General features: G+C 68.9%; 24 protein-coding genes. 6 read left to right on the top strand and 18 right to left on the bottom strand.

All coding sequences use genetic code 11. The features are described 5' to 3' along the window. Positions 1 to 43 precede the first annotated feature (43 nt). Positions 44 to 748, bottom strand: a complete 705-nt coding sequence (locus A8G15_RS22830; protein ID WP_082900101.1) for a FadR/GntR family transcriptional regulator — start codon at positions 746 to 748, stop codon at positions 44 to 46. Between the two features lie 190 nt (positions 749 to 938). Then, on the bottom strand, positions 939 to 2,057 hold the full coding sequence (locus A8G15_RS22825) for an enoyl-CoA hydratase/isomerase family protein (protein WP_082900094.1): 1,119 nt from the start codon (positions 2,055 to 2,057) through the stop codon (positions 939 to 941). A gap of 92 nt (positions 2,058 to 2,149) precedes the next feature. Here A8G15_RS22825 and A8G15_RS22820 point away from each other — a divergent pair, with 92 nt between their 5' ends. Both A8G15_RS22820 and A8G15_RS22815 read left to right on the top strand, forming a co-directional pair. Then, a complete protein-coding gene (locus A8G15_RS22820; RefSeq protein WP_068164950.1) occupies positions 2,150 to 3,370 on the top strand; it encodes a CoA transferase in 1,221 nt (406 codons plus the stop codon). Further along, positions 3,370 to 4,764 carry an amidohydrolase family protein gene (locus tag A8G15_RS22815; RefSeq protein ID WP_068164949.1) on the top strand — a complete coding sequence of 465 codons (1,395 nt, stop codon included), beginning with the start codon at positions 3,370 to 3,372 and terminating at the stop codon, positions 4,762 to 4,764. Before A8G15_RS22820 ends, A8G15_RS22815 begins: the two co-directional genes overlap by 1 nt. Positions 4,765 to 4,783: 19 nt before the next feature. Here A8G15_RS22815 and A8G15_RS22810 read toward each other — a convergent pair whose 3' ends face one another. Genes A8G15_RS22810 through A8G15_RS22800 form a run of 3 tightly spaced genes read right to left on the bottom strand, consistent with a single transcriptional unit; the run spans position 4,784 to position 8,607 of the window. After that, on the bottom strand, positions 4,784 to 5,845 hold the full coding sequence (locus tag A8G15_RS22810; RefSeq protein WP_068164948.1) for a 2-oxoacid:ferredoxin oxidoreductase subunit beta: 1,062 nt from the start codon (positions 5,843 to 5,845) through the stop codon (positions 4,784 to 4,786). Beyond that, positions 5,842 to 7,800 carry a 2-oxoacid:acceptor oxidoreductase subunit alpha gene (locus tag A8G15_RS22805; RefSeq protein ID WP_082900093.1) on the bottom strand — a complete coding sequence of 653 codons (1,959 nt, stop codon included), beginning with the start codon at positions 7,798 to 7,800 and terminating at the stop codon, positions 5,842 to 5,844. Before A8G15_RS22805 ends, A8G15_RS22810 begins: the two co-directional genes overlap by 4 nt. Positions 7,801 to 7,860: 60 nt before the next feature. After that, positions 7,861 to 8,607 carry a dienelactone hydrolase family protein gene (locus tag A8G15_RS22800; protein ID WP_068164941.1) on the bottom strand — a complete coding sequence of 249 codons (747 nt, stop codon included), beginning with the start codon at positions 8,605 to 8,607 and terminating at the stop codon, positions 7,861 to 7,863. Positions 8,608 to 8,730: 123 nt separating this feature from the next. Between A8G15_RS22800 and A8G15_RS22795 the strand changes: the two genes are divergently transcribed. Further along, on the top strand, positions 8,731 to 9,423 hold the full coding sequence (locus tag A8G15_RS22795) for an SDR family NAD(P)-dependent oxidoreductase (RefSeq protein WP_068164939.1): 693 nt from the start codon (positions 8,731 to 8,733) through the stop codon (positions 9,421 to 9,423). 2 nt (positions 9,424 to 9,425) lie between these two features. Here the strand turns inward: A8G15_RS22795 and A8G15_RS22790 are convergent, their stop codons facing one another. The 4 genes from A8G15_RS22790 to A8G15_RS22775 all read right to left on the bottom strand — a co-directional run bounded on the left by A8G15_RS22790 (position 9,426) and on the right by A8G15_RS22775 (position 13,317). Next, positions 9,426 to 10,157, bottom strand: coding sequence for an IclR family transcriptional regulator (locus tag A8G15_RS22790; protein WP_068165024.1), 732 nt, complete (start codon positions 10,155 to 10,157; stop codon positions 9,426 to 9,428). 271 nt (positions 10,158 to 10,428) lie between these two features. Continuing rightward, the gene (locus A8G15_RS22785; protein ID WP_068164937.1) at positions 10,429 to 10,737 is read right to left on the bottom strand and encodes a WhiB family transcriptional regulator; all 309 of its coding nucleotides are present in this window, start codon (positions 10,735 to 10,737) and stop codon (positions 10,429 to 10,431) included. A gap of 7 nt (positions 10,738 to 10,744) precedes the next feature. Continuing rightward, positions 10,745 to 11,941 carry an acetyl-CoA C-acetyltransferase gene (locus tag A8G15_RS22780; protein ID WP_068164934.1) on the bottom strand — a complete coding sequence of 399 codons (1,197 nt, stop codon included), beginning with the start codon at positions 11,939 to 11,941 and terminating at the stop codon, positions 10,745 to 10,747. Positions 11,942 to 12,102: 161 nt separating this feature from the next. Next, positions 12,103 to 13,317: a CaiB/BaiF CoA transferase family protein gene (locus A8G15_RS22775; protein ID WP_068164931.1), complete on the bottom strand. Its 1,215-nt coding sequence runs from the start codon at positions 13,315 to 13,317 to the stop codon at positions 12,103 to 12,105. Between the two features lie 208 nt (positions 13,318 to 13,525). Here A8G15_RS22775 and A8G15_RS22770 point away from each other — a divergent pair, with 208 nt between their 5' ends. Continuing rightward, positions 13,526 to 14,935 carry an MFS transporter gene (locus A8G15_RS22770; RefSeq protein ID WP_068164929.1) on the top strand — a complete coding sequence of 470 codons (1,410 nt, stop codon included), beginning with the start codon at positions 13,526 to 13,528 and terminating at the stop codon, positions 14,933 to 14,935. 72 nt (positions 14,936 to 15,007) lie between these two features. On the opposite strand, the gene A8G15_RS22765 is transcribed toward A8G15_RS22770, so the two are convergent. Then, entirely contained in the window at positions 15,008 to 15,916 is a 909-nt protein-coding gene (locus A8G15_RS22765) for a LysR substrate-binding domain-containing protein (protein ID WP_068164927.1), read from the bottom strand. A 109-nt stretch (positions 15,917 to 16,025) separates the two neighbouring features. Here A8G15_RS22765 and A8G15_RS22760 point away from each other — a divergent pair, with 109 nt between their 5' ends. Further along, the gene (locus tag A8G15_RS22760; RefSeq protein ID WP_068164924.1) at positions 16,026 to 16,946 is read left to right on the top strand and encodes a CoA transferase subunit A; all 921 of its coding nucleotides are present in this window, start codon (positions 16,026 to 16,028) and stop codon (positions 16,944 to 16,946) included. After that, positions 16,943 to 17,719 carry a CoA-transferase subunit beta gene (locus tag A8G15_RS22755; RefSeq protein WP_068164922.1) on the top strand — a complete coding sequence of 259 codons (777 nt, stop codon included), beginning with the start codon at positions 16,943 to 16,945 and terminating at the stop codon, positions 17,717 to 17,719. The genes A8G15_RS22760 and A8G15_RS22755 overlap by 4 nt, the downstream gene beginning before the upstream one ends. A 54-nt stretch (positions 17,720 to 17,773) precedes the next feature. On the opposite strand, the gene A8G15_RS22750 is transcribed toward A8G15_RS22755, so the two are convergent. The 8 genes from A8G15_RS22750 to A8G15_RS22715 form a co-directional block, all read right to left on the bottom strand. Further along, positions 17,774 to 18,211 (bottom strand): carboxymuconolactone decarboxylase family protein, encoded by a 438-nt coding sequence (locus A8G15_RS22750; protein WP_068164919.1) that lies wholly within the window; start codon positions 18,209 to 18,211, stop codon positions 17,774 to 17,776. A gap of 85 nt (positions 18,212 to 18,296) precedes the next feature. Beyond that, the gene (locus tag A8G15_RS22745; protein ID WP_068164914.1) at positions 18,297 to 19,319 is read right to left on the bottom strand and encodes an acyl-CoA dehydrogenase family protein; all 1,023 of its coding nucleotides are present in this window, start codon (positions 19,317 to 19,319) and stop codon (positions 18,297 to 18,299) included. A 235-nt stretch (positions 19,320 to 19,554) separates the two neighbouring features. Continuing rightward, the gene (locus tag A8G15_RS22740) at positions 19,555 to 20,700 is read right to left on the bottom strand and encodes an acyl-CoA dehydrogenase family protein (protein ID WP_068164911.1); all 1,146 of its coding nucleotides are present in this window, start codon (positions 20,698 to 20,700) and stop codon (positions 19,555 to 19,557) included. 3 nt (positions 20,701 to 20,703) lie between these two features. Beyond that, complete coding sequence (locus A8G15_RS22735) at positions 20,704 to 21,315, bottom strand: TetR/AcrR family transcriptional regulator (protein ID WP_068164909.1); 612 nt, start codon at positions 21,313 to 21,315, stop codon at positions 20,704 to 20,706. After that, positions 21,312 to 22,880, bottom strand: coding sequence for an acyl-CoA synthetase (locus A8G15_RS22730; protein ID WP_068164907.1), 1,569 nt, complete (start codon positions 22,878 to 22,880; stop codon positions 21,312 to 21,314). Before A8G15_RS22730 ends, A8G15_RS22735 begins: the two co-directional genes overlap by 4 nt. Before the next feature lie 2 nt (positions 22,881 to 22,882). After that, a complete protein-coding gene (locus tag A8G15_RS22725) occupies positions 22,883 to 24,040 on the bottom strand; it encodes an acyl-CoA dehydrogenase family protein (protein WP_068164904.1) in 1,158 nt (385 codons plus the stop codon). Between the two features lie 40 nt (positions 24,041 to 24,080). Further along, positions 24,081 to 24,890 (bottom strand): crotonase/enoyl-CoA hydratase family protein, encoded by an 810-nt coding sequence (locus A8G15_RS22720; RefSeq protein WP_068164901.1) that lies wholly within the window; start codon positions 24,888 to 24,890, stop codon positions 24,081 to 24,083. Between the two features lie 90 nt (positions 24,891 to 24,980). Next, the gene (locus A8G15_RS22715; RefSeq protein WP_082900100.1) at positions 24,981 to 26,315 is read right to left on the bottom strand and encodes an ABC1 kinase family protein; all 1,335 of its coding nucleotides are present in this window, start codon (positions 26,313 to 26,315) and stop codon (positions 24,981 to 24,983) included. Positions 26,316 to 26,440: the final 125 nt, after the last annotated feature.

Here is a 26,440-nt window from a genome sequence, read left to right as displayed (position 1 = left end):
CCCCCCCCCGCCGTACCGGATAACGCGAAGTGGAAGACCGGCGTCAGGCGCGGTTGCCCCACGCGATCGGAGTCTCGAGCACCTCCGGGTAGTGCTTCTGCTCGTACCGCCAGATGCCCGCGATGTGCTCCTCCATCGCCACCAGGGCTGCTTCCGGATCCCTTTCTGCGACCGCGAGATAGATCTTCTCGTGAATGTCGGCCGTCGCGCGGCGGTGCTTCTCCGGGTACTCCATGCCCATCGCGGAGCCGTCGAGCATGTCGAGGAGCGCATGGATGAGGTACCCGAACAGCGCATTGCCCGACCCCTGGGCCACCGTGTCGTGGAAGACCCGGCTCATCTCGACGAAGATCTCCTCGTCGTGCAGATTCTCGCGCATGTGGTCCACGGAGTACTTGAGCGTCGCGAGCTGCTCCTCGCTGATGCGCTCCGCCGCGAGTCTCGCCATCATGGGCTCGAGCGCGGTACGCGCCTCGACCACCGTGCGGAACGGAGCGTTCTCGAACTGCAGCAACAACGTGATCGCTGTCGCCAGTCCCTCGCTGTCGGGCTGCTGCACGATAGGGCCGCCGCCGGGGCCGGGTTTGAGGGCGATGACACCCTGCAGCTCGAGGAAGCGCAGCGACTCGCGGAGGGTGCCGCGACCCACGTCGTATTCGTCGAGCATGATCCGTTCCGGCGGCAGCCGGTCGCCGATCTTGTTGCCGCGACGATTGATGTCCTGGACGATCCGCTGCGCCACGAGCATCGCTGTCTTCTTGGGCCTCAGCCCCGCTCGTCCCACTCGTGTCTCCACCCCGTGTGCCCCCATCTTCGAACAAACCGACAAAAATCTATGACTATGTTTACATCAATCATGGGGCGGGCACCAGTGAATCGGCCGGTGAGCACCCGAAATTGTCTGCCGGTTCGGGGCGGGGCCGCCGCCGCGAGCGCAGCTACCCGCCTGCAATTTCGTCGATCAGACCCCACGACAACGCGCGCTCGGCGTCGAGCGCGACGGCGGTGACGAACAGGTACAACGCACGCCAACGGCCGATCCGCCGGGGAACGCTCACCGTCCCGCCCGCACCCGGGATCAGGCCCATCGCGACCTCGGGCAGCCGGAACACCGTGCCGGTCGCGGCGACGACACGCCCGGCGAACGCCGGAATCTCGATGCCCGCACCGACACAGTGCCCGTGCACCCGCGCCTCCACCCGGTCGCGGAGCCGCGCGACCAGACGTCCGGCTCCACCTCGGGTACGGATCAGGTGCGCAACGGCGGTGTCCGGGGTACGGCCGAATTCGTCGAGGTCGCCACCCGCGCAGAACGACGGCCCCGCGCCGTCGAGGACGACCCGCTCGACGCTGTCGTCGAGCAGAGCAACGCCCAGCGCCTCGACGAGCGCGTCCCGCAACTGTGTGCCGTAGGCGTTGCGGCGCTCGGGCCGGTTCAAGGTGATGTGCACGGTACCGCCGTCTCGGGCGATCAGCACCGGCTCCTGCGGGGCGGGGGGCGGCAGCGGACGTGGACCGCGCTCGTCCAGCCACCGGTGGAACTCGGGACCGCCCTGCAAGGTCGAATAGCCGAGGGATTCGACGTCGATCGCCGCGGGCACCGGCAGTGTCCCGGCGGCGCGCAGCACCTGGCCGGCAGTCAGCGCCGCGTACGGATTGGTGGTGACGGCGGTGACGAATGCACCGACCGTGGCGTCCAGATCGTCGGTGCCCACCACCGTGCGTTCCCGCGGATCCGAGCCGGTCGCGTAGGTCAGGTCGAGCGCGTCGAGCAGAAGGCCCAGTTCCGGCGCGTCCTCGATGTCGCTGCCCGCATATCGGCCGACGAGCAGGCGATCGCAGTCGCGAGCACGATCGGCGGCGACGGACAGCAGATGCTCGGGCGCATTGTCCAGATCGACGACCAGCACGGGTGCATCGAGCGCGCCGCCGTCGGTGAGCAGCGGCGTATGGGCGGCACCGGCGGCGAGATCCGCCACTCCGATCGTCCGCACCCCGGTCTTCCGCGACCCGGTCTTCCGCGCCCCGGGCGCACCCGACGCAGCGTCGACGTTCATTCGTTCACCGCACTCATTCGTTCCACCTCGAGGTCGTCCCACCCGAAGGCGGATCCATCGGCCCCATCCGGGGGCAATGTAACATCGGCCACGTGTCGACCGGTCCGAACCCCGATCCCGTCGAGGACTGGGCAGAGAGCGGAATCGCCGCTCTGACCGGATTTCTCGACGGTCCCCCGCTGATCCCGCCCGGACGCGCTGCGACCCGGGCACGGGAATTGTCCGCTTTTGTGGCGGCCGCGACCTCCGGGGCCGTGCGGATCGACGGCGCGCGATTGCTCTCCGAGCGGGCCGCGTTCACCGGGCACCGCCGGTCCGGGACCGTCTCCGCGGGCGGATCGTGCCGGTTGCTGCCGACCGCCGACGGCTGGGCGGCGGTCTCGTGCGCCCGGCCCGACGACCCACTGCTCCTCGGTGCGCTGGTGTCCGCCGAAATCGACGACGATCCGTGGCCGGTCGTCTCCCGCTGGGTGCGCGAGCACACCGGCGCCGACCTGGTCGAACGTGCCGAACTGCTCGGCGTGGCGGCCGGACCGGTCGCCGCGCCCGGCACGCCACCGCCGGTTCCGGGCCCGCCGCGATCCGTCAAGGGGCTGCTCGTCGTCGACTTCAGTGCGCTGTGGGCCGGGCCGCTGTGCGCACATCTGCTGGGACTCGCCGGTGCGCGGGTGGTGAAGGTGGAGACGCCGTGGCGGCCCGACGGCGCGCGGCGGGGCAATCCCGAGTTCTATCGGCTGCTGCACTCGGGCCACGAGTCCGTCGTGCTCGATCCGAACCTGCCCGGCGAGCGCGATGCTCTCCGCGATCTGGTTGCGGCGGCGGACATCGTGATCGAGGCGTCCCGTCCGCGTGCCCTCGCCGGGTTCGGGCTCGACGCGGACACGTTCGTCGCCGAGGGCGGAACCTGGGTGTCGATCACGGCCCACGGAAGAGACAGCGGCCGTGTCGGTTTCGGTGACGATGTCGCTGCGTCGGCCGGCCTCGTCGCGCACGACCGCGGCACGCCCGTGTTCGTCGGCGACGCGATCGCCGATCCCCTCACCGGACTGACCGCAGCCGCGCTCGCGATGTCGGCACCGGACGGGGATCGCGGACGATTGTGGGACGTGTCGATGTCCGCGGTGGTCGGCGCCACGCTCCCCGACGAGGGATCGGCCGTGCCACGAGCACATGCGGACCGCGGCCGGTGGTGGGTGGACACCGCGTCCGGTGCCGTCCCGGTCGCCGAACCGGTCCTGCGCGCACCGACGGGAACAGCTCCGGAATCGGGCAGCGACACCGGCAAGGTGCTGTCCGAGTTGAGGATCCGGTGATGAGCACACTGCTGCTGCGGAACGTCGAGGTCGCGGGGCGTCCCGGCACCGATGTGCTGGTCCGGTCCGGGACGATAGTCGCCGTCGGAAGCGGACTGGCCGTGCCTGCCGCGGCCGATGTGCTCGACGGGCACGGCGGCGCCCTCGTGCCCGGCCTGCACGACCACCATCTGCACCTGCATGCCGTTGCCGCCCAGCGGATGTCGGTGCAGTGCGGCCCGCCGCACGTGCACTCGCGCGCCGACCTCGCCGACGCGCTCGCCACCGCCCCGGGCGACGACTGGATCCGCGGCGTCGGATACATAGAATCCGTTGCCGGACTACTGGATTCGGACTCGCTCGACCGGATCCATGCGACCCGGCCGATACGGATCCAGCACCGCAGTGGCGCGATGTGGGTGCTGAACACGGCGGGTGCCGCACTGGTCGGGCTCGACGGCGCAGCCCATCCGGGGGTCGAGCGCGACGATCAGGGGCGGCCCACCGGCCGGGTGTGGCGTGCCGACGAGTGGCTGCGCGACCGGCTGCCCCCGAACGCTCCACCACCCCTGGACGCGGTCGGCAGAGATCTGACCCGGCTCGGGATCACCGGTGTCACGGACGCCACCCCGGACCTGTCGGCGAGTTCGCTCGATGCGCTCACCGATGCCCACCTCAGCGGTTCCGTGCCGCAGCGGATACTCCTGCTCGGAGTTCCTGTCGGGCACGAATTTCCTTCTTCCACAGACACTCTGAGTTCCGGTCCGTACAAGATCGTGCTGGCGGATTCCGGTCTTCCCGATCTCGACGACCTCGTCGCGACAATCCGTCGCGCGCACACCTCGGGCCGCGCGATCGCCGCGCACTGCGTCAGCCGCGAGGCACTGCTGATCCTGCTCGTCGCCCTCGAGGAGGCCGGCACGGTCCCGGGCGACCGGATCGAGCACGGCGCGCTGATCCCGGCCGAATCGATCACGCAGCTGCGGCGCCGCGGGCTGACCGTCGTCACCCAGCCCGGCTTTCTGGCGCACCGCGGTGACGACTACCTGCGCGACATCGACTCCCGGGATCTGCCGGACCTGTACCGGTGCCGGAGCCTGCTCGACGGGCATGTCCCCGTGGCGCTGTCCAGCGACGCCCCGTACGGCCCGCTCGACCCCTGGACGGTGATCGGTGCCGCGTCCACCCGGCGGTGCCCGACCGGCGAGATCGTCGGACCCGCGGAGCGTCTCGGGCCGAGCGAAGCACTCGACCGTTATCTGGCACCGCTCGACGACCCCGGGGGGCCGGCTCGCACCGTGCGCGTCGGCGCCGACGCCGATCTCGTACTTCTCGACCGTCCCCTCGCCGAGGTGCTGGAAGCTCCGCACGCGGACCGTGTCCGCGCCACCGTGATCCGCGGCGAAGTGCGCTGACGCGCCCGTGCACACGGGGTCAGACGGACCAGGTGCTCGAGCCGTCGAGCAGCGCCTGCAGGTCCGCCGTCTTGTCGCGCCGTGCCGCCGCAATCTGCGCACGCACCCCGTCGTCGTAGGTCTCCCTGCCGACGGCGCGCAGAACCCCGGTGACGGTGCAGGTGAGATCGTGCGTCGACAACCGTGTCAGCGCGTAGGCGTATTCCGGGTCGTCGGTGTATGCGTCGTGGACGACGATGTCCTCGGGAGCGGTGTCCGCGGTCGGTGCCACCCGGAGCCCGAATCCGCTTCGGACCACGCACCATTGATCGTCGATACCGAAGACGATGGGGTCGCCGTGCGAGACGTGGACGAGCCGGTCCTCCGCACCGTCCTTGCGCAGCGTGTCGAACGAGCCGTCGTTGAAGATCGGGCAGTCCTGGAGGATCTGGACGAAGGCGGTGCCGCGGTGCCGTGCCGCGGCCAGCAGCACTTCGGTGAGTCCTGCGCGGTCGGAGTCGAGGGCACGCCCGACGAACGAGGCCTCCGCCCCGACGGCGAGCGAGAGCGGGTTGAACGGTGCGTCGACCGACCCCATCGGCGTGGATTTGGTGATCTTCCCCGATTCGGAGGTCGGCGAGTACTGCCCCTTGGTGAGACCGTATATTCTGTTGTCGAACATCAGAATTCGCATGTTCACGTTGCGGCGCAGTGCATGGATGAGATGGTTGCCGCCGATCGACAGACTGTCCCCGTCACCGGTGACCACCCACACCGACAGGTCCGGCCGGCTCACCGCCAGGCCCGTCGCGAGGGTCGGGGCTCGCCCGTGGATCGAGTGCACACCGTACGTTTCGAGGTAGTACGGGAACCGGGACGAGCATCCGATACCCGAGATGAACACGACGTTCTCCCGTTTCACACCCAACTGCGGCAGCACCGACCGGACGGTCGCGAGGATGACGTAGTCGCCGCACCCCGGGCACCAGCGCACCTCCTGAGAGGACGTGTAGTCCTTGGGTTTCTGTGGTTCGTCGGTGTGCGGCACGTGGCTGTGCCCGGACAACCCGAGGTCGGCGCCGACCCGAAGATCACCGGTCATGCCCGCTCCCCCTTCGTGACGACGGCCGCGACCGCGGCCCGGGTCTTCGCATCCTCCGTGGCGGCGAGGGTTCCCGTGAGCTCCTCGAGAAGGGACTCGTAGAGTTCGTCGGCCCTGAAGGCCATGCCGGACACCTTCGTCACCGGCTGGATGTCGGCGTCGAACCGCGCCCGCAGCAGCATCGACAGCTGACCGAGGTTCATTTCCGGCACGAGCACGCGACGGTAGCGCCCGAGAATCTCGCCGAGGTTCGCGGGCATCGGATTCAGATACCTCAAGTGCGCCCGCGCGATCGCGTGCCCGCCGCGGCGCATCCGGCGCACCGCCTCACCGATCGGGCCGTACGACGATCCCCAGCCGAGGACGAGGACGGTCGCGTCACCGGCCGGATCGTCGACGTCCAGGTCGGGCACGGCGATGCGGGCGATGCGGGCCGCACGCACCCGCGTCATGAGTTCGTGGTTGGTGTGGTGGTACGAGATGTCACCGGTGCCGTTTGCCTTCTCGAGTCCGCCGATGCGGTGTTCGAGACCGGCGGTCCCCGGGATCGCCCAGTCCCGGGCCAGGGTGTCCGGGTCCCGCGCATACGGCTGGTGGGAGGCGTCCCCGTCCGGGGCGGGCGCGAAGCCCGGATCGATCGCGGGCAGCGACGCGACGTCGGGGATCCGCCACGGCTCCGAACCGTTGGCGATCGCCCCGTCGGACAGCAGCATCACCGGGGTCCGGTAGGTGACGGCGATCCGCGCGGCGTCGAGCGCGGCGTCGAAGCAGTCGGCCGGAGACTGCGGCGCAACGATCGCGACCGGGGATTCGCCGTTGCGGCCGAACATGGCCTGCAACAGATCGGCCTGTTCGGTCTTGGTGGGCAGACCCGTCGACGGGCCGCCGCGCTGGACATCGACGACGACGAGTGGCAGTTCCGCCATCACGGCCAGCCCGATCGCCTCGGATTTCAGGGCGACACCGGGACCCGAGGTACTGGTGACGCCGAGCGCGCCGCCGTACGACGCTCCGAGCGCGGCGCCGATCCCGGCGATCTCGTCCTCCGCCTGGAAGGTGACCACACCGAAATGTTTGAGTCTGCTCAGCTCGTGCAGGATGTCGGAGGCCGGGGTGATCGGATAGGTGCCGAGGAAGACGTCCATTCCGGCGGCGCGTCCGGCCGCGACCAGCCCGTAGGCGAGGGCGCTGTTGCCGGTGATCTGACGGTACTTCCCGGACGGCAGAGCCGCCGCCGCGATCTCGTACCGCGTGGCGAACGATTCGGTGGTCTCGCCGTAGTTCCAGCCGGCGCGCAGGGCCAGGATGTTCGCTCGGGCGACATCGGGCCGGGCCGCGAACTTCCGCTCGAGGAATTGCTCCACCGCGGCGATCTGCCGTCCGTACATCCACGACAGCACGCCGAGCGCGAACATGTTCTTCGACCGCTGGGAGTCCTTCCGTCCCAGCCCGACCGGTTCGACGGCACCGACGGTCAGCGAGGTCATCGGGATCGCATGGACCCGGTACTGCTCGAATTCCGGGGTCGCGACCGGGTCGGCGTCGTAGCCGACCTTCGCGAGGTTGCGCCTGGTGAACTCGTCGGTGTCGACGATGAGGATCCCACCGGGCGGCAGGTCCGCGATGTTCGACTTCAGCGCGGCCGGGTTCATCGCGACGAGCACGTCCGGCCGGTCGCCGGCGGTGAGGATGTCGTATTCGGCGATCTGGATCTGAAAACTCGAGACTCCCGGGAGCGTGCCCTGCGGGGCGCGGATCTCCGCGGGGAAGTTCGGCTGGGTGGCCAGGTCGTTGCCGAACGCGGCCGCCTCGGCGGTGAATCGGTCCCCGGCGAGCTGCATGCCGTCGCCGGAGTCACCGGCGATGCGGATGACGACCTGTTCGAGAGCCGTCACGTCGCCGCTACGGCCCTGTTCTCCCACTGCGCTGTGCCCTGCGTGTACGTCCGAACCCATCGGCGATTCTCGCTTCCTGGTGTGATCGGCCCTTGTGGTGCGCACTGTCCATCGTCGTCCTCAGCCGGACGGACGCAACCCGCCCAGGGTGTCGCCTGTGCCGACGGTCGCGGCCGCGAACGCGAGCACCTGCGGCCAGGACACCGCATACGCTGCGGCGTTGATCGGGTTGGTGTGCCGCGCGCGGACGCTGAAACCGTGTTCAGCGCCGGGATAGGCGTGTACGAGGGTCGCGCCGGACTCCCGGTTCTGCAGCGTCGACTGCAACCGGCCGAACGTGTCCGGCGTCATGACGGTGTCGGCGCCGGCGTGCAGCACCATCACCGGCGCGGTGATCCGCGCGGCACTGTCGACGGCGTCGACGGTGTGGTGCGGCGGCAACGGATCGTGGATCGACGGGTGGTAGGCGACGACGTTCGCGACCCGGTTGTCGCGGCTGCCGAGGATCAGGGCGTAGCGGCCGCCGAGGCACCAGCCGATCACCCCGACCGATTCGAGTTCCAGTTCGCCGAACATGTGGTCGAGCAGCGTGCGCATCTCGGCGAGGCACGCCTCGTCGTCGAGGCCGTTCATCAGTTCGACGAGGCCCTCTCGCGGGGTGTCGTCGTCGCTGGCGCCGTGGAACGGATCCCACACGAGCGCGGTCAGCCCGGCCCCGGCGATGTCCTCCGCGTACTCACGGACCTGCGCACCGATGCCGGTGATCATGGGCAGCAGCAACATCCCGCCGCGGCTGCGTCCGAGCGGACGTGCGAAGAACGCGGACAACCCGCCGACTGCGATGCGCTCGGCCTCGATGTCGTTCATGAACTCGAACGTACGGCACCTGCGGCCCCGGTGAGCGGATGTCGGCGTTCTCGGATCACCGCACGGACCACCTGGCGGAACCCGGCACGGGGCTGTGAGTTGCCATGCCCTAACCTTCGGACTATGACACGCACCACACTCATCACCGGTGGAACCGGCGGCCTGGGTTCCGCCGTGACCGCGCATCTTCTGGCGGCGGGCTGGCGGGTCGTCGTGCCGTGGCTCGTCGAGGAGGAACTCGGCCGCCTCGCCGAGCACCCGAACCTGCACCTGGTCGAGGCCGACCTGTCCGACGAAGCGCAACTCGAAGCGGCCGTCGACGTCGCCGCCTCCGATCCCGATGCTCCGCTGTTCGGGGTGGTGAACCTGGTCGGCGGATTCGTGTCCGGGCAGCGTGTCCACGAGGCCCCTGTCGAACTGCTCGACGCCCAGATCGACCTCAATCTGCGGACCACCTACGCGGTGACGCAGGCGGCGTTGCCGCACCTGATCCGCGGCGGCGGCGGATCGGTCGTGTGCATCTCGGCGGCGGCGACGCGCAATCCGTTCACCGGTGCGGCCGCGTACATCGCGTCGAAGGCTGCGGTCGCGTCGCTCGTGCAGTCGCTCGCCGTCGAGTACCGGCCCGACCGCATCCGCGTCAATGCCCTGCTGCCCGGGGTCATCGACACCCCCGGCAACCGGGCCGCGATGCCCGATGCGGATACGACGCACTGGTCCAAGCCGGAGGACATCGCGAAGGTCATCTCGTTCCTGCTGTCCGACGAGAGTTCGGCGATCACACGCGGGCTGATCCCGGTGACGACCCTCGGCTGAACTCAGCCGGACTGCTCGGACAGGTGAGCGCGGCGCGCGAGGGTCGCACCGATACCCGCGGCGGCCGCCCGCACCGACGCCGCGTGCTGCTGCGGCCGGAAGCCGGGAGCCGGGCCGGTGACGCTGATCGCCGCGACCGCGTGACCCTCGGACTCGAAGATCGGCGCGCCGACACACACGATGCCCGGTGCGGACTCCTCGAACTCGTAGGACACCCCGTCGGCGATTACCCGGTCGAGTTGCTGCCGCAGCATGCCGGGGGTCGCGACGGTACGCGGAGTACGGCGCGGGAGCGGGCCCGTGAGCACCCGCGTCACCACCTCGGGCTCCGCCCACGCCAGCAGCGCACGCCCGATCGCCGTGCAGTACAACGGCATCCGTCCACCGACCCGAGACGGCGCCGCCGCCTGCCGGTGCCCGCCGATCTTGGTCAGATAGATGACCTCCATGCCGTCCCGGATCCCGAAGTGCACCGTTTCGTGGGTGCGCTCGTACAGGTCCTCCATGAACGGGATCGCGACCTCGACGAGGCTGCGTTCCACCGACGCACGCATCCCCAGTTCGAAGAGCTGGCGGCCGAGCCGGTACCCGGCAGGAGTACGTTCGAGCAGCCGCACACCGACGAGATCGGTGGCGATGCGGTGCAGCGAGGCCTTGGGGATGCCGGTGCGGCGAGCGAGCTCGGCGAGGCTCACCCCGTGGTCGTCGCTCGTGAACGCGTGCAGCACGATCATGACCTTGCCGAGCACCGTGTTCCGGTCGAGCGCACCGTGCGTGCGGTCGGCGCCCACACCGTTCGTCCCGTTGTCACCCACCCGCGTGCCTTCCCACCCGGTCACCGTCGCCTCTTTCCGAGCGAATGTATCGCTCGCTCGGTTGAAGGAGACGAACGGTACATTCGCTCCGGTGACCCACAGTATCGGTCACCCGTGCACCCGACCGTTCGTGGCCCGTGCCGGGCGACCGGTCGCGCACGAGTCTCTCCGAGTTTCTCCGAGGGTGAGGTCAGGCGGAGAGGGCACGTCCCAGTTTCTGTGCGCGGGCGAAGGCGCGGCGTTCCGCGTACGTCATGCCACCCCAGATGCCGTGCGACTCCCCTGCCTCCAACGCCGTCTCCCGGCATTCGGCGATCACCGGGCAGGACCGGCAGACGGATTTGGCCGCCGACTCGGCGCGCGCGGCCGCGAGCCGGCCGTCTTCCTTCTGGGGGAAGAACGTCGTGGTGTCCATCCCCCGGCAGCGCGCCCACAGCACCCAGTCGCGGTCTACGGAGGCGTGTGCGCCGCTCTGCCGGGATCCTCGTGTCGCGGTCATCGTCCGGCTACTCGGTGGTGATGGAAGCGGCCATACCCTGGCCGCCACCGATGCACATGGTCACCAGCGCCCGGCCGCCGCCGCGGCGCTTCAGTTCGTGCAGGGCGGTCGTCGCCATGCGCACGCCGGTCGCTCCGATCGGGTGCCCCAGCGAGATGCCGGATCCGTTGACGTTGAGCCGGTCCCGGTCGTCCCAGCCCCATTCCTTCAGCACTCCGAGGACCTGGCAGGCAAACGCTTCGTTGAGTTCGACGAGGTCGAAGTCGTCGAATCCGAGTCCGGTGCGGTCGAACAGCTTCCGGGTGGCGGGGACCGGGCCGAGACCCATCGTCGCCGGGTCGCACCCGGCGGCGGTCCAGCCTTCGAGGAACCCGATCGGTTCGAGGCCGTATTCGTCGAGCTTGTCCTCGGCGACGACGAGAAGTGCTGCGGCAGCGTCATTCTGCTGGCTTGCATTGCCGGCGGTGACGACGCCGTGCGGCGTCACGGTACGGAGCCTGCCGAGCGATTCGACGGTGCTGTCGGGCCGGATCCCCTCGTCGCGGGAGACGACGGTGACGTTCCCCTTGCGATCGACGATCTCGACGGGCACGACCTCGTCGTCGAAACGCCCCGCCTCCCAGGCTTCATGAGCGCGGCGGTGACTCTCCGCCGCGAGTACGTCGGAGTCCTGGCGAGTGATCCCGCACTGCGTGGCGACGTTCTCGGCAGTCTCGATCATTCCGCTGATCCTGCCGAATCGCCATTCCGGCTGGGAACGCTCACGACCGCGGTCGAGGCGATCGTAGAGGTTCAGACCACCGGCGCGCGTACCCCATCGGGCTCCGGTCGTGTAGTGCTCGATGTTGCTCATCGACTCGACACCGCCGGCGACGACGACGCTCGCCGCGCCGGTCTGCACCATCATCGCGGCGGTCACGAGCGCCTGGAGACCGGTGCCGCAGCGGCGGTCGGTCTGGATTCCGGCCACCGAGATCGGCAGGCCCGCGTCGAGGGCGGCCCACCGGCCGATGCACGGCGCCTCGGAACTGGCGTAGGACTGCCCGAGCGCGACCTCCTCGACGCGTTCGGGGTCGATGCCCGAGCGCGCGACGGTCTCCTTGACGACGGTGGTCGCGAGCGAGACCGCGGACACGTCCCGGAGCGCACCACCGAATCGGCCGACGGGCGTGCGAACGGGGGCGACGAGAGCCGCTCGGGTCATGGCCTACTCCTCAACAGAAGAACATATTTGTACGGCCATTTTTCGATACGCGGGCGCCTGCGTCAACCGGGAGTCTTCGAAACCGTCGGCAAATACGAGATCAGGGCCGGATTCAGGACCGCCGCGGGGCACGAATCCGGCCCTGATTGGCCGTACATTACCTAGCCGACGATGCCGCCCGCCCGCAGTCCCGCGACCTGTTCGGCGGTGAGTCCGAGCTCGGCCAGGAGCGCGTCGGTCTGCTCGCCGAGCGCGGGCACGGCGCCCATGGGCAGCTCGACGTCCCGGAAGTTCATCGGCGGACGGACCGCCCGGATCGGACCCGCCGGGGTCCCGACCTCGCGCCACCGGTCACGGGTGCCGAGCTGGGGATGCTCGATCAGCCCGCGCAGATCCCGCAGCCTCGCGGCGGGCACGCCTGCGGCGGCCAGCTTGTCGTCGAGCACGTCGCTCGCGAACTGTTTCGTCGCTTCCGCAACCAGCGCGTCGACCTCGTCACGGCGACGGACCCGCTCCACATTCGTCGCGTACCGGGGGTCGGCGGCCAGTTCCGGCAACCCGAGGACGTCGGCGGTCAGGGTGCGCCAGCCGCGATCGTTCTGAACGCCGATGAGGATCTCGCCGTCGGCCGTCGGATACTTGTCGTACGGCGCGATCGACGTGTGCGCCAAGCCCATTCGCGGCACCTGCCGATCCTGGTACATCTGCAGATACATCGGGTAGCCGAGCCATTCGGCGGTCGCGTCGAACATCGACACGTCGATCGTCGCGCCGACACCGGTGCGGTGACGGCGCAGCAGCGCCGCCTGGATCGAGGTCAGCGCGTACATCCCGGCGGCGATGTCCGCGGTGGGAATGCCGGTCTTGACGGCCGTGTCGGGAGTGCCGGTGATCGAGCACAGCCCGGTCTCCGACTGCACCAGCAGGTCGTACGCCTTCCGGTCCCGCATCGGCCCGTCGGTGCCGTAGCCGGACATGTTGACCACGACGAGCTCGGGGTGGCCGGCGCGCAGGTCGTCGGCGCCGAGCCCGAGCCGCTCGGCGGCGCCGGGCGCCAGGTTCTGCAGGAACACGTCGGCGCCCGCGATCAGGGATTTCACCGCGGCGATGCCGTCGTCGGCCTTCAGGTCGACGGCGAACGACTCCTTGCCCCGGTTGAGCCACACGAAGTGGGCCGCCTGCCCCAGTACAGCACTGTCGTAGGCGCGGGCGAAATCGCCGTCACCGACCCGCTCCACCTTGATCACCCTGGCCCCGAGGTCCGCCAGATGCCGCGTCGCGAGGGGCGCCGCGACCGCCTGCTCGAGACTCACCACGGTGAAGCCGGCCAAGGGCAGGTCCGACGACCCGCTGTCGTTCGCGCTGCGTTCGGTCATGACTTCACCACTACCAGACTCGTCCGTGCCGACGGCGACCGCGCTCCGCGCGGGCGGTCCTCGGGAACCCCCGATTGATACGTAATCGCTAACAATCGACGCGCCATCAAGTATTGGACAGTTACAGATTGCGCTGAGAGTCTTTGTGATGCGGAGCACACGGAATGCTCCCTGTATTTGCACCCACCCCGAGAGAGAGGACGACGGCATGAAGACGTCCCCCACCGAACGGGAGGCGACGAAGAAGGCCCGCAAAGCCGGAATCGCGTCCTTCGTCGGCACCACCATCGAGTGGTACGACTTCTACATCTACGGAACGGCGGCGGCGCTCGTCTTCGGCAAGATCTTCTTCTCCGACGAACTCCCGGCGGGCGTCGCGACGCTGCTGGCGTTCGTGACCCTGTGGGCCGGGTTCCTCGCCCGACCCATCGGCGGCATCGTCTTCGGTCACCTCGGCGACCGCATCGGCCGCAAGAACACCCTGGTGATCACGCTGGTCATGATGGGCATCTCCACCGTCGGCATCGGCCTGCTGCCCACCCACGCACAGATCGGAGTGTGGGCACCGATCCTGCTCGTCCTCCTCCGGGTGCTGCAAGGTCTCGCGGTCGGCGGCGAATGGGGCGGCGCCGTCCTGATCGCCAGCGAGAACGCGCCGAAGGGCAAGGGCATCCTGTATTCCGCTTTCGCGCAGCAGGGTTCGCCTGCGGGCAACCTGCTGGCGACCATGGCGTTCTTCCTGCTCTCGTCGATGCCGACCCCGGAATTCCTCCTCTACGGATGGCGCATCCCGTTCCTGTTCTCGGCTCTGCTCGTCATCGTCGGCATGGTGATCCGGCTCAAGCTCGAGGAATCCGACGCGATGAAGGCGGTGCTCGCCAAGAAGAAGACCGTCAAACTGCCGATCGCCGAGGTGCTGCGCAAGCACTGGGTGCTCGTCCTCCTCGGCGCAGGCGCCCTGCCGCTCGCCCAGGTCACCTACTTCAAGAACACCTTCGCATTGTCCTGGGCGACAAGTGAACTCGGATACGAACGCGGTACCTTCCTCGGCATCATCGCCATCGCGCTCGTCGTCCAGTTCATCGTCCAGCCGTTCGGTGCCGTGCTCGTGTCGAAGATCGACATGCGCGTCGCGATGTGTCTGATGATCGTCCCCGAGTTGTTCCTGATGCCGGCCATGTTCTACGCCATCCGCACGGAGACGTTCGCGATCGCGGTGATCGGCATGTGCCTGGCGACGATTCCGCACTCGATGTTCTACGGCGCGATCGGCGGCATCCTCGCCCGGGCGTTCCCCGCGAAGATCCGCTACTCGGGCCTGTCCGCCGCGTACCAGTTGTGCTCGCTCATCGTCGGCGGCGGCACCCCGGTGCTCGCCCAGTGGCTGCTCAACACCTCGGGCAGCGTCACCGGTGTCGCGATCGCGGGCGGGCTGTACGCCGCGGTGTCGCTGGTGTGCACGCTGCTGCTGCTGGGGCGGACCGGTCACGATCCGAAGGCACTGTCCAAGGCGGAGCAGGCCGACGAGGCCGAGCTGGAGCTGGACGAACCGGGGCCGGCGAGCCGCACCGGGTCCGCATCTGCCACCTCGACCGGCCCGGTGCGCGTCCGAGCCTGACGACACACCTCGGAACCCAGCGGTGCCGCACCCGTCAGCACAGGTGCGGCACCGCTTGGTCGCGTCGGCAGCTCATTCGCTCGGCGCCACACCGGGAGTCGGCAACGCCTCCTCCGACAGCCGGAGGACCTCCGCGAGCGCCTGACTGGTGTCGTCCTCACGCCACACCAGCCGCACATCGATCGGCGGCTGCCCGTCGAGGGGCACGAACACCACCTCGGGGTTGACGACGTGCTGGGCAACCGACGAGACCGTCAACGTGCAGCCGATGTCCGCGGAGACCAGCGCCGCCAACGACAGCGAATCCGGTGCGCTCTGCACGATCCGCGGAGTGAACCCGGCATCGTGCGCGAGGCGCAGCAGCAGCTCGCGCAGCATCGATCCGGGTTCGGCGGGAAGCATCACCCACGGTTCGTCGGCGAGTTCGTCCAGACGGACGCTGGTGCGTCCGGCGAGCCGGTGCTCCCTGGGCAACCCGACCACCAGGTCCTCGCGGGCGACGACCCGCGTCGCGATCCCGGGCGGGAAGAACAACAGTCGCACGATCCCGATGTCGAGCGTGCCCTCCGCGAGCCTGTTCACCACCTCGCTCGCGTAACTGGAACCGGCGAGCACGAATTCGATGCCCGGGTGGGTCCGGCGCACCAGCTTCGCCCACCGGCCGACCAGGTGGTGCGACGACGAGCCGGCGAAACCGATGCGCACCCGTCCCGTCCGGCCGCGCCCGGCAGCGGTGACCGCCATTTCCGCCAGGCGCACCGCGTCGAGGACGGCGCGAGCCGGCTCGACGAGGGCACGCCCGGATTCGGTCAACCGCACGCTGCGGGTACTGCGCTCGAACAGCGGTGTCCCGAGGCCCTTCTCGAGTTGCCGGATGGTGCGGCTGAGCGGGGGCTGCGCCATGTGCAGCCGCTGGGCGGCGCGCCCGAAGTGCAGTTCTTCCGCGACCGCGAGGAAGGCTCTGATCTCCTGGATCTCCACCCCGAGATTATTCCACTTCTGATATCAGATCTGAAAGCACTTTGTATTGGACTGCATCTATTGCGCATGTCACAGTCTAGGGACAGCAGAGGACGATCAGGAGTTCGCAATGGCCGCAGACAAAGTCATGACGATGCGCGACGCCGTCGCCACATATGTGCAGGACGGAACGACGGTCGCCCTCGAAGGCTTCTCGCACCTCATTCCGTTCGCGGCCGCCCACGAGATCATCCGCCAGGGTCGCCGGAACCTGACCCTGTGCCGGATGACCCCCGACATCATCTCCGACCAGCTCATCGCCGCCGACTGCGTCACGAAGCTGGTCGCTTCGTTCTTCGCGAGCGGCTCCGCCGGCTCGCTCCACGAGATCCGCCGTCGCATCGAGAAACACGATCCCGTGAAGCTCGAGGTCGAGGAATACAGCCACTACGGGATGGTGTGCCGCTACCAGGCCGGCGCGGCGGGGCTGCCGTTCTTCCCGCTCCGCTCCTACGCCGGCAGCGACCTGCCCACCCTCAACCCGCAGATCCGCCTCGTCGACGACCCGTACGGCGAGGGCAGCATCTACGTTGTGCCACCGTTGAATCCGGACGTCACGATCATCCACGCCCAGCGCGCCGACCGATCCGGCAACGTCCAGATCTGGGGCATCGCCGGCGTTCAGCAGGAAGCGGTGTACGCGGCGAAACACGCGATCGTCGTGGTCGAGGAGATCGTCGACGACGAGGTGATCCGCTCCGATCCGAGCCGCACGCTCGTCCCGTCGCACGCGGTGGACGCGGTCGTCGTGTGCCCGCGCGGCGCCCATCCGTCCTATGCGCAGGGCTACTACGATCGCGACTGCGCGTTCTACCGGCGGTGGACGGCGATCAGCAAGGACCGGCAGGCGCTGCGCACGTGGATCGACGACTGGGTGCTCGACGTCCCCGACCACGCCGCCTACCTCGCCAAGCTCGGCGACGACTACTGGAGCGACCTCGAGGTCGCACCCCGCTTCTCCGAGGCCGTCAACTACGGGAGCCGAAAGTGACCACCATCGAAGCCTTCTCGACCACCGAACTGATCGTCTCGGTCGCGGCGCGCGCCCTGGCCGGCAAGGCGCGCGTCTTCGCCGGCGTCGGACTGCCGACCCTCGCCGTGGATCTCGCACGGCGCACGTCCAATCCCGACATCGACCTGATCTACGAATCAGGAGTGTGCGGGGCGCACCCGGAGGCTATGGCGGAGGGTATCGCCGATTCGGTGGTCGTGTCCGGCGCCGAGTCCGTCTTGTCGATGGCCTCGTTGTTCGGGTACGTGCTGCAGGGCGGCAACGTCGACGTCGGGTTCCTCGGCGCCGGCCAGATCGACCGATTCGGCAGCCTGAACACGAGCATCATCGGCGACTGGGAAAAGCCCACCGTGCGGCTGCCGGGAGCGGGCGGGGCCGCCGAGATCATGCCGAACGCCGGGGAGATCTTCGTCGTCATGCGTCGTCACGACCCGAGTGCGTTCCCCGCGGAACTCGATTTCTGCACGTCGCCGTCGCCGGTCCGCGCCCGCGCGGCCGGGGCCGGAACGATGCCGCGCGGGCGGGGCGTCACCAAGGTGTTCACGAGCCTCGGTGTGCTCTCGCGCAGCGGTCCGTTCGACGAACTCGAACTCACCAGCGTGCACGCGGGCGTCGACGTCGACGACGTGGTGGCCGCGACCGGATGGGATCTGCAGGTCTCGGACGCGCTGACCGTCACCGAGCCGCCCACCGCGCACGAGATCCGTCTGCTGCGCGACGAGATCGACAAGGTGCGGCTCTACCTGCGCTGACTTCCCCTCCCGTGCGCGCTTTTGGCAGCCTCTGCTACCAAAAGCGCGCACGGGTCACGGGGCCACGGGGTAGTGGCTGCGGACCGCGATACGGTTCCAGGCGTTCATGACGATCGCGAGCCAGCTGACGGCGGAGACCTGCTCGTCGCTCAGGGATCCGTCGTCCCACTCGTGGCGACCGGGCTCCACCGGATGCGTGACCTCTTCGGCCAGCGCGAGTGCCGCCCGCTCCTGCGCGGTGAAGTACTGCGACTCCCACCAGGCCGCGACGACCGCGAGACGGTCTGTGGTCTCACCCTTGTCGAGCGCATCGCGGGTGTGCATACGCAGGCAGAATGCGCAGCCGTTGAGCTGTGACACCCGGATCTTCACCAGTTCGGCCAGCTTCGGATCGAGCCCGGCCTGCGCGACCGCCTCCTCGACCTCCTGGTTCAGCGCCAGCACGCTCTTGTAGGCGGCCGGATGCTGTTTGCCGAGATTCACGTGCGCCATCGTCGAAGTCCCTCCACCGGTGCGGCACCGGCCCGGACGGGACCGGCCGCTCCATTCTGCCAGTTCGTCCGGGCCGCAGGACACGCTACGCGGATCCGCCGGTGAGCAGCGACCACACGTCACCGGACGCAGCCGCTCTCTCGAGCAGCTCGGCATCCCAGGACGCGAGCGGACCGAACTCGCTGCGCCACGACAGGATCCGGTTCGCGTGACGGTGCAGTTCGTGTTCCATCGTGAATCCGATCGCGCCGAGCGCCTGGTGCGCGTTGCGCGCGACCTTCCCTGCGGCGTGGCCCGCACACGACACCGCCGCTGCGACCTCGAATCGTGTTGCAGCGTCGTCGAATCCGCGTTCGACCACGGCGTCGACGGCAGCGTCGGCGGCGGCGCGCGCGAGCGCCGCCTCGGCAGCCAGCTCCGACACCAGCGCCTGCACCGCCTGGAATTTGCCCAGCGCGCGACCGAACTGGACACGGGCGGTGGTGTGTTCGACGACCAGTTCGAGGATGCGGTCCATCGCACCGGCCGACAGCAGCACCCGGGCGAGTGCGCCGCGGTACCGGACCTGGTCGGCGACAGCGTCGGACACTGCGGTACCCGCCAGCGACGACAGGTCGACCCGGACGTGGTCGCGGGGCTCGGCTGCGAGATTGACCGCTTCGGTCAGCTCGACACGGTCGCGGGGGACATCGGCCACCGACCATCCGCCGGTGCCCCGCCACAGCACGACGATCGCATCCGCGTCGCGCGCCCACGGCACGTACCGGGCGTGCCCGTCGGTGTCCAGCACCGCGGCGGTACGCAGCCCGTCGTCGACGGGCAGGCCCGCCTGCTCGAGCAGCCATCCGGCGAGCAGGTCGTGTTCGGCGACGGGCACGGCCGCGGCCGCACGACCGGCCGCGGCGAGCAGCAGAGCGGCCTCGGTCCAGCCCGCGCCGCTGCCGCCGGCCGATTCGTCGCCGGTGAGACGGGTCAATCCGAGTTCGGCGAGCGTGGTCCACAACGAACGGTCCAGGTCGACGACCTCCCCGATGCGGTGGTCGTCGCCCGCGGTGAACACCTCGGCGAGCATCCGCTCGAAGTCCTGCAATTCGGTCGACTGCGTCATCTGATGTTCGGCGCGGATCCTCCCCCGCTCACGTGGGAGAACAAGCGCCGACCTCCTCTCCTGAGGTGTAGTGGTGTCGAACGAACGTGCCGGTGGGGTCGGCCGGCAGGCCGGGCACGGGGACCGAGGTGCCGTATGCCGGGCGCCGGAATCGGTGTGCGGCGGAGGTGGCGAAATCCAGCGTGGCGGGTAAGGCCGCGGATGCCGCGATGGGGGTGATCGAGCGGGAGAGACGTCACCGCAATCCCAATCCTCGGGCGATGACTCCACGCAGGATCTCGCTCGTGCCACCGCGCAGCGTGAAACCGGGTCGCTGCATCACCCCCGCACGGACCAGTTGCGCGAGCCGATCGTTTCCGGTGCCGTAACCGACGAGTTCGTCCGCGAGTTCGGCGATGTCACCTTCCAGTCCGGTGCCGAGCACCTTGACGACCGATGCCGACAGTGCCGCGTCCTCACCGCGCTGCAAGGATTCCGAGACGGCACGCGACATGCGGCGCAACCCGGCGATCCGGCCGATCGCCGCACCGATGCGCGGGTCGGGGTCGACGGCACCGGCACCCACACCGCGCACGAGTTCGTCGAGCAGGCCGAAGGTGGACAGGAATCGTTCCGGTCCGCTTCGCTCGAACCCGAGTTCGCTGGTGACCTGCTCCCAGCCGGAACCGATGGCGCCGAGCACCAGATCGTCCGGCACGAACACGTCGTCGAGCAGCACCTCGTTGAAGTGGTGCTCACCGGACATCGACAGGATCGGACGGATGGTGACTCCGGGCGAGTCCAGCAGCACGATGAACTGACTGAGGCCGTCGTGCCGGTGCGCCGGGTCGAGCGGCGCGGACCGCGCCAACCCGAAGAACGCATCGGCGTGATGCGCGCCGGAGGTCCACAGCTTCGTCCCGTTGATACGCCAGCCCCCGTCGACCTGCGTCGCGCGGGTCTTCACGCTCGCGAGGTCGGAACCGGAGTCGGGCTCGGACATGCCGATCGCCCAGCAGATCTCACCGGCCGCGATGCCGGGCAGGAACCGCTGCTTCTGCTCTTCGGTGCCGTACTTCAGCAACGACGGTGCGGCCTGCCGGTCCGCGACCCACTGCGCCGCGACCGGAGCCCCGACGGCGAGCAGTTCCTCGGTGACGACGAACCGCTCCATGAACGTTCTTCCGCGCCCGCCGTATTCGACGGGAATGGTCATGCCGATCCAGCCCTTCGCGGCGAGCGCCCGGGTGAAGTCGGGGTTCCACCGGGTCAACCACGTGTCGATACCGGGGGTGAACACCCCCCTCTCGATCTGTTCGTGCAGGAACTGCCGTACCTCGGACCGCAACTGCGTGAGCGCGGGATCCGGGGCGCCGGCGGGCGGCACCAGTTTCGTACTCATGTCCTACTCTTCTTCCTTCACCGGCGATCCGGGTATTTCACCGGGGCACAACAGGTTCAATGCCATTTCCGCATACCTCTGCCCGATCTCGGCGGCTGTGTCGGGTCCGTTCGGGTCGTACCAGTTCGCGATCGCCGCCGTCATCGCGAGGATCGACTTGCGGCAGTCGTCCGGGTACGGCGTCGTGAATACCCCCGCCGCGATGCCGTCGGCGATGATAGTTCGGATCCGCTGCCGACCCACCCGACGGCGCTCGTCGTAGAGTCGCGCGCCGTCGGGTTCGAGGTTGCGGATCTCGGTGGCGATCATCCGGCCCTGTTCGGGGAACTGCGTGCGGAATTCGACGTTCGCGAGGACGAAGGCGCGCAGCTGCTCGACCGGGTCGTCGCCGACGGCGTCCAGCGCCTTCTCCCACAGCGAGTCGTAGATCTCGACCCCGTCCATGAGGATCGCGAACAGCAGGTCCTGTTTGCTCTTGTAGTGGTAGTACAGCGCGGACAGGCTCACGCCTGCCTCCTGGGCGATGGTGCGGATGGACGACGAACCGTATCCGTTGCGGACGAACTCCTTTCGTCCGACCTCCACGAACAGCCGCTGACGCGGCGAGAGCGTCATCGCCGGTTCTCACCGACGGTGTGGGACGCCACCATCTCCCGCATCGCACCCGCGACGATCTTGCCCGTCGGCGTCCGCGGCAGTGCGTCGACGAAGTGCACCGTCCGCGGGCATTTGAAGCGCGACAGACGATCCCGGCAGTACTCGATGATCTCCTGTTCGAGCGCGTCGCCGGCTTCCACACCGTCGACCGGGTGCACGAAGGCTTCGACCCGTTCACCCAGGTCCGGGTCCGGTACCCCCGCGACCGCGACGTCCCATACCGCGGGGTGCAGCGACAGCACCGCCTCGGTCTCCTGCGGGTAGATGTTCACCCCACCGGAGATGATCGTGAAACTGTTCCGGCCGGTGAGGAACAGATAGCCGTCCTCGTCGAGGTATCCGGCGTCGCCGGTCGTCGCCCACGCCTCGTGCCGGGGGTGCCGGGACGCCGCGGTCTTCACCGGGTCCTTGTGGTATTCGAACGAGTGGTCGTGCCGTTCGAAGTACACGGTGCCGACCTCCCCGGCCGCCAGTTCGTCGCCGTTCTCGTCGCAGATGTGCGCGAGTCCGGCGGCTCCGGGCACCCCGGTCGCGCCGACGCTGCCCGGCTTGCGCAACCACTCCGACGGGGAGATGACGGTGGTGCCGATGGATTCGGTGGCCGAGTAGTACTCGTACACGATCTCGCCCCACCACCGGATCAACTGCTGCTTGACCTCGACCGGGCACGGCGCCGCCGAATGCAGCGCGACGCGCAGAGTCGACAGGTCGTAGCGGTCGCGCACTTCTGCGGGAAGTTTGAGCAGCCGCGCGAAATGCGTGGGTACCCACTGGCTGTGGGTGACTCCGTAACGCTCGATCGCGTCGAGGCACCCCTGCGCGTCGAACCGGTCCATCAGCACCACCGTGCCGCCGAGCGCCTGGGTGGAGACGCTGTAGCGCAGCGGCGCCGAATGGTAGATCGGCGCCGGGGACAAATACACGGTGTTCTCGTCGAACCCGAAGCCGCGCACGATCCTGAGGATCGACGGCCCGGGCTCGTCACCGACCTGCGCGCCCGACAACGCGACCTTGATGCCCTTCGGGCGGCCTGTCGTACCCGACGAGTACAGCATGTCGCTGCCGCGCGGCTGATCGCCGGGCGGGGCGGTCGGGCATTGCGCGACCTCGGTCTCGTAGGACAGGTGGCCGGCGATCGGTCCGCCGAAGGCGAGGCGGTGCCGCACCTTCGGCGTCGATCCGACGATCGCCTCGGCGAGCTCGGCGAGCGGTGCCGAGACGACGACCACCTGTGCGTCGCAGTCGTCGACGATGTACGCCGCTTCCGCCGCCGCCAGATGCACGTTGACGAATGTGACGTACACACCGGACCGCACTGCGGCCCAGTACAACTCGTAGACGGTTGCATCGTTGACGGTGAGGACGGCGATGTGGTCGCCGACACCGACACCGTGCTCGCGGAGCCAGTGCGCGAACCGCACCGACGCATCCTCGAGCTGACGGTAGGTGATCACCCGTCCGGTCGCGGTCTCGTGCACGGCCGGACGGTCCGGCGCGGTGGCGGCGTAGCGACCCGGATACATTCCTACAGCCCCAGATCCTTGGAGATGATCGTCTTCATGACTTCGCTGGTACCACCGTAGATGCGGGTGACGCGGGTGTCCGCGTACAGGCGCGCGATGGGGTATTCGGTGATGTAGCCGTAGCCGCCGTGCAGCTGCAGGCACTTGTCGATGACGCGCCCGGCGACCTCGGTGCACACCAGCTTGGCGCGGGCCGCGTCGGCGACCGTGAGCTCCTTGCGGTCGAGCAGCTCGAGGCAGTGATCGACGTAGACGCGGGCCATCTGGGTCTCGGCGGAGCATTCGGCGAGCACGAACTTGGTGTTCTGGAACGCGGCGACCGGCTTGCCGAACACCTTGCGGTCCGAGGTGTAGGCGATCGCGTGCGCGATCGCGGCCTCGGCGAATCCGACCTGGTTGAGCGCGATGCTGAGGCGTTCCTGCGGCAGGTTGTGGGTCAGGTAGGAGAAGCCCTTGCCTTCCTCACCGAGCAGGTTCTCGACGGGCACCTTGACGTCACTGTAGGACAGCTCTGCGGTGTCCTGTTGGTGCAGGCCGAGCTTCTTCAGCTTGCGTCCGACCGAGAAGCCCTCCGTCGCAGTGGGAACCGCGATGATCGACAGGCCGCCGCGCCGGTTGTCGGGGTCGAACGGCGAGGTGCGGCACACGGTGAGGATGAGGTCGGCGGTGGCGCCGCCGGTGATGAACGTCTTGGCGCCGTTGACGATGTAGTGGCTGCCGTCCTCGGACAGTTTCGCGGTGGTGGCGATGTTGGCCAGGTCGGAACCCGTGCCGGGCTCCGTCATCGCGATCGCGGTCATGATGGAGCCGTCCGAGAAGCCGGGAAGCCAGCGCTTCTTCTGCTCCTCGGTGGCGTACTCCATCAGGTACGGCAGGATCAGGCATGCGTGGACGGTGTAGCCGCCGAACGAGACTCCCGCCCGCGCGACCTCCTCGAACACGATGGTGTTGTAGACGAAGCTGGATTCGCCGCCGCCACCGAACTCCTCGGGGACCTGGATGCCGAGGATGCCGAGTTCACCGAGACGCTTGAAGAATTCGCGCGGCGGATGGCCGGCCTCGTCCCATTCCTCCCGGTGCGGCGCGACTTCGCGTTCGATGAAGTCGCGCACCATCTTCCGGAACTGCTCGTGCTCTTCGGTGAGAATCGTGCGCTTCATGTACTGGTCCTTGTCGAATGTGGGAGTGGTTGCCGCGGTGTCACTCGCCGGTGAAGTTCCCGGTGCGGCGTTCGAGGAAGGCGGACAGGGCTTCGCGGTGGTCCGCACTGTGGTGGGACAGCGCCTGCAGTGAGGCGGACAGTTCGAGGAGGGTGTCGAGATCGACGCGCTGGCCTTCGCGCAGGAGCTTCTTGGTCATGCGCAGGGCGTTCGGCGGGTTGACGGCGACACGTCCGGCCAGTTCCCGGGCGGCGTCGAGCAGCTTCTCCGGTTCGACGACCTGCGAGACCATCCCCCAGTCGAGGGCCGTGGCGGCGTCGACGCGGTCTCCGGTGAACGCCATCTCGGCGGCGCGGGCGGCACCGACCGCGCGGGGCAGCAGCCACGCGCCGCCGTCGCCCGGGATGATGCCGAGCTTGACGAAGCTCTCGGCGAAGAACGCGGTGCTCGACGCGATCCGCATGTCGCACATCATCGCCAGGTCGCAGCCGGCGCCGACGGCGGGGCCGTTGACGGCGACGATGATCGGGACCTCGCAGTGGTAGACGGCCTTGGGCAGGCGCTGGATACCGCGGCGGTAACCGTCGCGCAGGGCGTGCGGTGCGCCGGCGAACATGCCGGTCCGGTCGGCCATGTCCTTGACGTTGCCGCCGGCGGAGAACGCGCTGCCGGCGCCGGTGAGGATCACGACCCGGGTCTCGATGTCACCGTTCGCCTCGTCGACGAGTTCGACGAGGCGTTCGACGACGTCGTCGCCGGAGATGGGGTTGCGCTGGTCCGGGAGGTTGATCGTCCAGGTGACGACGTGACCGTTGCGGGTGCTGAGTACGACGTCGTTCGCGGTGCTCATGGCGAGGAGATCCCTTCCCGAAGTTGAGTCGAACGATCGTTAAAATTATTCGAGCGCGCGGGAGCTGTAAAGAGGCCGGGAGCGTATCGATCAGTCGGGCAGGCTAACGCCCGATTCGGCGGCACCTATGGCCACCTCGTCCGGGAAGATGTTGCGGAACAGATACAGGTCCTGCCCCAGGACCCAGCCCGGTGCCAGCGCCGTCGCGTACCGCTCGAAATAGCCGAGCTGCTTGCCGAAGAGCACCATCTCCTCCGGGCTCGCGACACCCCAGCGTTTACCGAGCCGGATCAACGCCATGATGAGATCGCTCAGCCGCAGGTCCCCGAGCTCACGACCCAACAGCGGGGCCAGCGCCTCGGCGACCTGAGCGCCGAGCGTCGCGTCGTCCTCGTCGTTTCCGGTGCCGTACCCGAGCGCGCGGATCCCGCGGGCGACACGGGCGAAGTCGCCGTCCACGGCGGTGGCACGGAACAGATCCCGCAGAATCACCCGCCAATGCTCGGGCAGCTCACCGACGATGCCGAAATCCAGGAGCGCGAGCCGGCCGTCGTCGAGCAGCCACAGGTTCCCCGCGTGGACGTCGCCGTGGAACGGGCCGTGCAGCACGACCGACTCGATCCACACCTTCACCCCGCGCCGGATCAGCAGTCTCGTGTCGACACCGCTGTCCGGATCGGCGGTGACCCGGTCCATCGGAATCCCGTACAGCCGTTCCATGCAGATCACCCGCGGACCGCAGTAGTCCCAGTACACCTCCGGTGTGGTGACACCCTTGTTGTCACCGAACGCACCGATCCGGTCCCGGAACCGCGACTGCCGGTCCGCCTCGACGGCGCTGTTCAGTTCGGTCATCGTCGCCGCGTACAGGTCCCGGATGATCGCCGGGGCGTTCGCGATCCGGAAGAACTCGAACACCTGCAGAAGCCGTGCACCCGCGTACGCGGCACGCAGATCGACGAGCATCCGGTGCCGGATGCCGGGACGCTGGATCTTCACCACCGCCGCGCGACCGTCGTGCAGCACGCACGCGTGCACCTGGGCGACGGATGCCGCGGCGAGGGGTGTGTCGTCGAAACGCGCGAACAGCTCGTCCACGCGGTGCCCGAGATCCGCCTCCAGCACCGCCCGCGCCTGCTCGGACGGGACGGGTGGCACGTCGTCGAGGCAGCGCAGGCACGCGTCGGCGAGAGGTCGCGGGAACAGCCCCGACGACGACGCGATGAGCTGACCGAGCTTCACGAACGTCGGTCCGAGGATCTCGAACGCGTCGACGACCCCCTCGGCGGCCGCGTCGACGACTCCGCGACCGTCCGGACGCAGCGGCCACGCGAGAACCTTCAGCAGCACCTGGACCACCATGACGACGGCGACGACGAGCGCCCGGCCCAGTTCGGTCGGACCGAACCGATCGAGCGGCGGCATGGTGACCAGCAGCGCCGCGGGCGGCGGTCCGCCCGCGTACGGGCCTACCGCGGGCGGCGCGGCGCCCGGCTCGGCCGCGGCTCCCGGCTCCGCTGCATCGTGCACGAATCCCCCTCGTGTCCGGC

Origin of the sequence: Rhodococcus phenolicus, assembly GCF_001646785.1 — a bacterium.
In the GTDB taxonomy this organism is placed as follows: domain Bacteria; phylum Actinomycetota; class Actinomycetes; order Mycobacteriales; family Mycobacteriaceae; genus Rhodococcus; species Rhodococcus phenolicus.
This window is presented reverse-complemented; position numbering and strand designations above follow the sequence as displayed.

Coding starts and splice junctions, on each gene's coding strand:
- A8G15_RS22740 (WP_068164911.1), bottom strand. CDS start 20,700: ATGAGTACGAAACTGGTGCCGCCCGCCGGCGCCCCGGATCCCGCGCTC.
- A8G15_RS22800 (WP_068164941.1), bottom strand. CDS start 8,607: ATGAACGACATCGAGGCCGAGCGCATCGCAGTCGGCGGGTTGTCCGCG.
- A8G15_RS22785 (WP_068164937.1), bottom strand. CDS start 10,737: ATGACCGCGACACGAGGATCCCGGCAGAGCGGCGCACACGCCTCCGTA.
- A8G15_RS22780 (WP_068164934.1), bottom strand. CDS start 11,941: ATGACCCGAGCGGCTCTCGTCGCCCCCGTTCGCACGCCCGTCGGCCGA.
- A8G15_RS22790 (WP_068165024.1), bottom strand. CDS start 10,157: ATGATCGTGCTGCACGCGTTCACGAGCGACGACCACGGGGTGAGCCTC.
- A8G15_RS22720 (WP_068164901.1), bottom strand. CDS start 24,890: ATGAGCACCGCGAACGACGTCGTACTCAGCACCCGCAACGGTCACGTC.
- A8G15_RS22760 (WP_068164924.1), top strand. CDS start 16,026: ATGGCCGCAGACAAAGTCATGACGATGCGCGACGCCGTCGCCACATAT.
- A8G15_RS22775 (WP_068164931.1), bottom strand. CDS start 13,317: ATGACCGAACGCAGCGCGAACGACAGCGGGTCGTCGGACCTGCCCTTG.
- A8G15_RS22730 (WP_068164907.1), bottom strand. CDS start 22,880: ATGTATCCGGGTCGCTACGCCGCCACCGCGCCGGACCGTCCGGCCGTG.
- A8G15_RS22735 (WP_068164909.1), bottom strand. CDS start 21,315: ATGACGCTCTCGCCGCGTCAGCGGCTGTTCGTGGAGGTCGGACGAAAG.
- A8G15_RS22805 (WP_082900093.1), bottom strand. CDS start 7,800: ATGGGTTCGGACGTACACGCAGGGCACAGCGCAGTGGGAGAACAGGGC.
- A8G15_RS22745 (WP_068164914.1), bottom strand. CDS start 19,319: ATGACGCAGTCGACCGAATTGCAGGACTTCGAGCGGATGCTCGCCGAG.
- A8G15_RS22770 (WP_068164929.1), top strand. CDS start 13,526: ATGAAGACGTCCCCCACCGAACGGGAGGCGACGAAGAAGGCCCGCAAA.
- A8G15_RS22830 (WP_082900101.1), bottom strand. CDS start 748: ATGCTCGTGGCGCAGCGGATCGTCCAGGACATCAATCGTCGCGGCAAC.
- A8G15_RS22715 (WP_082900100.1), bottom strand. CDS start 26,315: ATGCCGCCGCTCGATCGGTTCGGTCCGACCGAACTGGGCCGGGCGCTC.
- A8G15_RS22815 (WP_068164949.1), top strand. CDS start 3,370: ATGAGCACACTGCTGCTGCGGAACGTCGAGGTCGCGGGGCGTCCCGGC.
- A8G15_RS22750 (WP_068164919.1), bottom strand. CDS start 18,211: ATGGCGCACGTGAATCTCGGCAAACAGCATCCGGCCGCCTACAAGAGC.
- A8G15_RS22825 (WP_082900094.1), bottom strand. CDS start 2,057: ATGAACGTCGACGCTGCGTCGGGTGCGCCCGGGGCGCGGAAGACCGGG.
- A8G15_RS22810 (WP_068164948.1), bottom strand. CDS start 5,845: ATGACCGGTGATCTTCGGGTCGGCGCCGACCTCGGGTTGTCCGGGCAC.
- A8G15_RS22725 (WP_068164904.1), bottom strand. CDS start 24,040: ATGAAGCGCACGATTCTCACCGAAGAGCACGAGCAGTTCCGGAAGATG.
- A8G15_RS22795 (WP_068164939.1), top strand. CDS start 8,731: ATGACACGCACCACACTCATCACCGGTGGAACCGGCGGCCTGGGTTCC.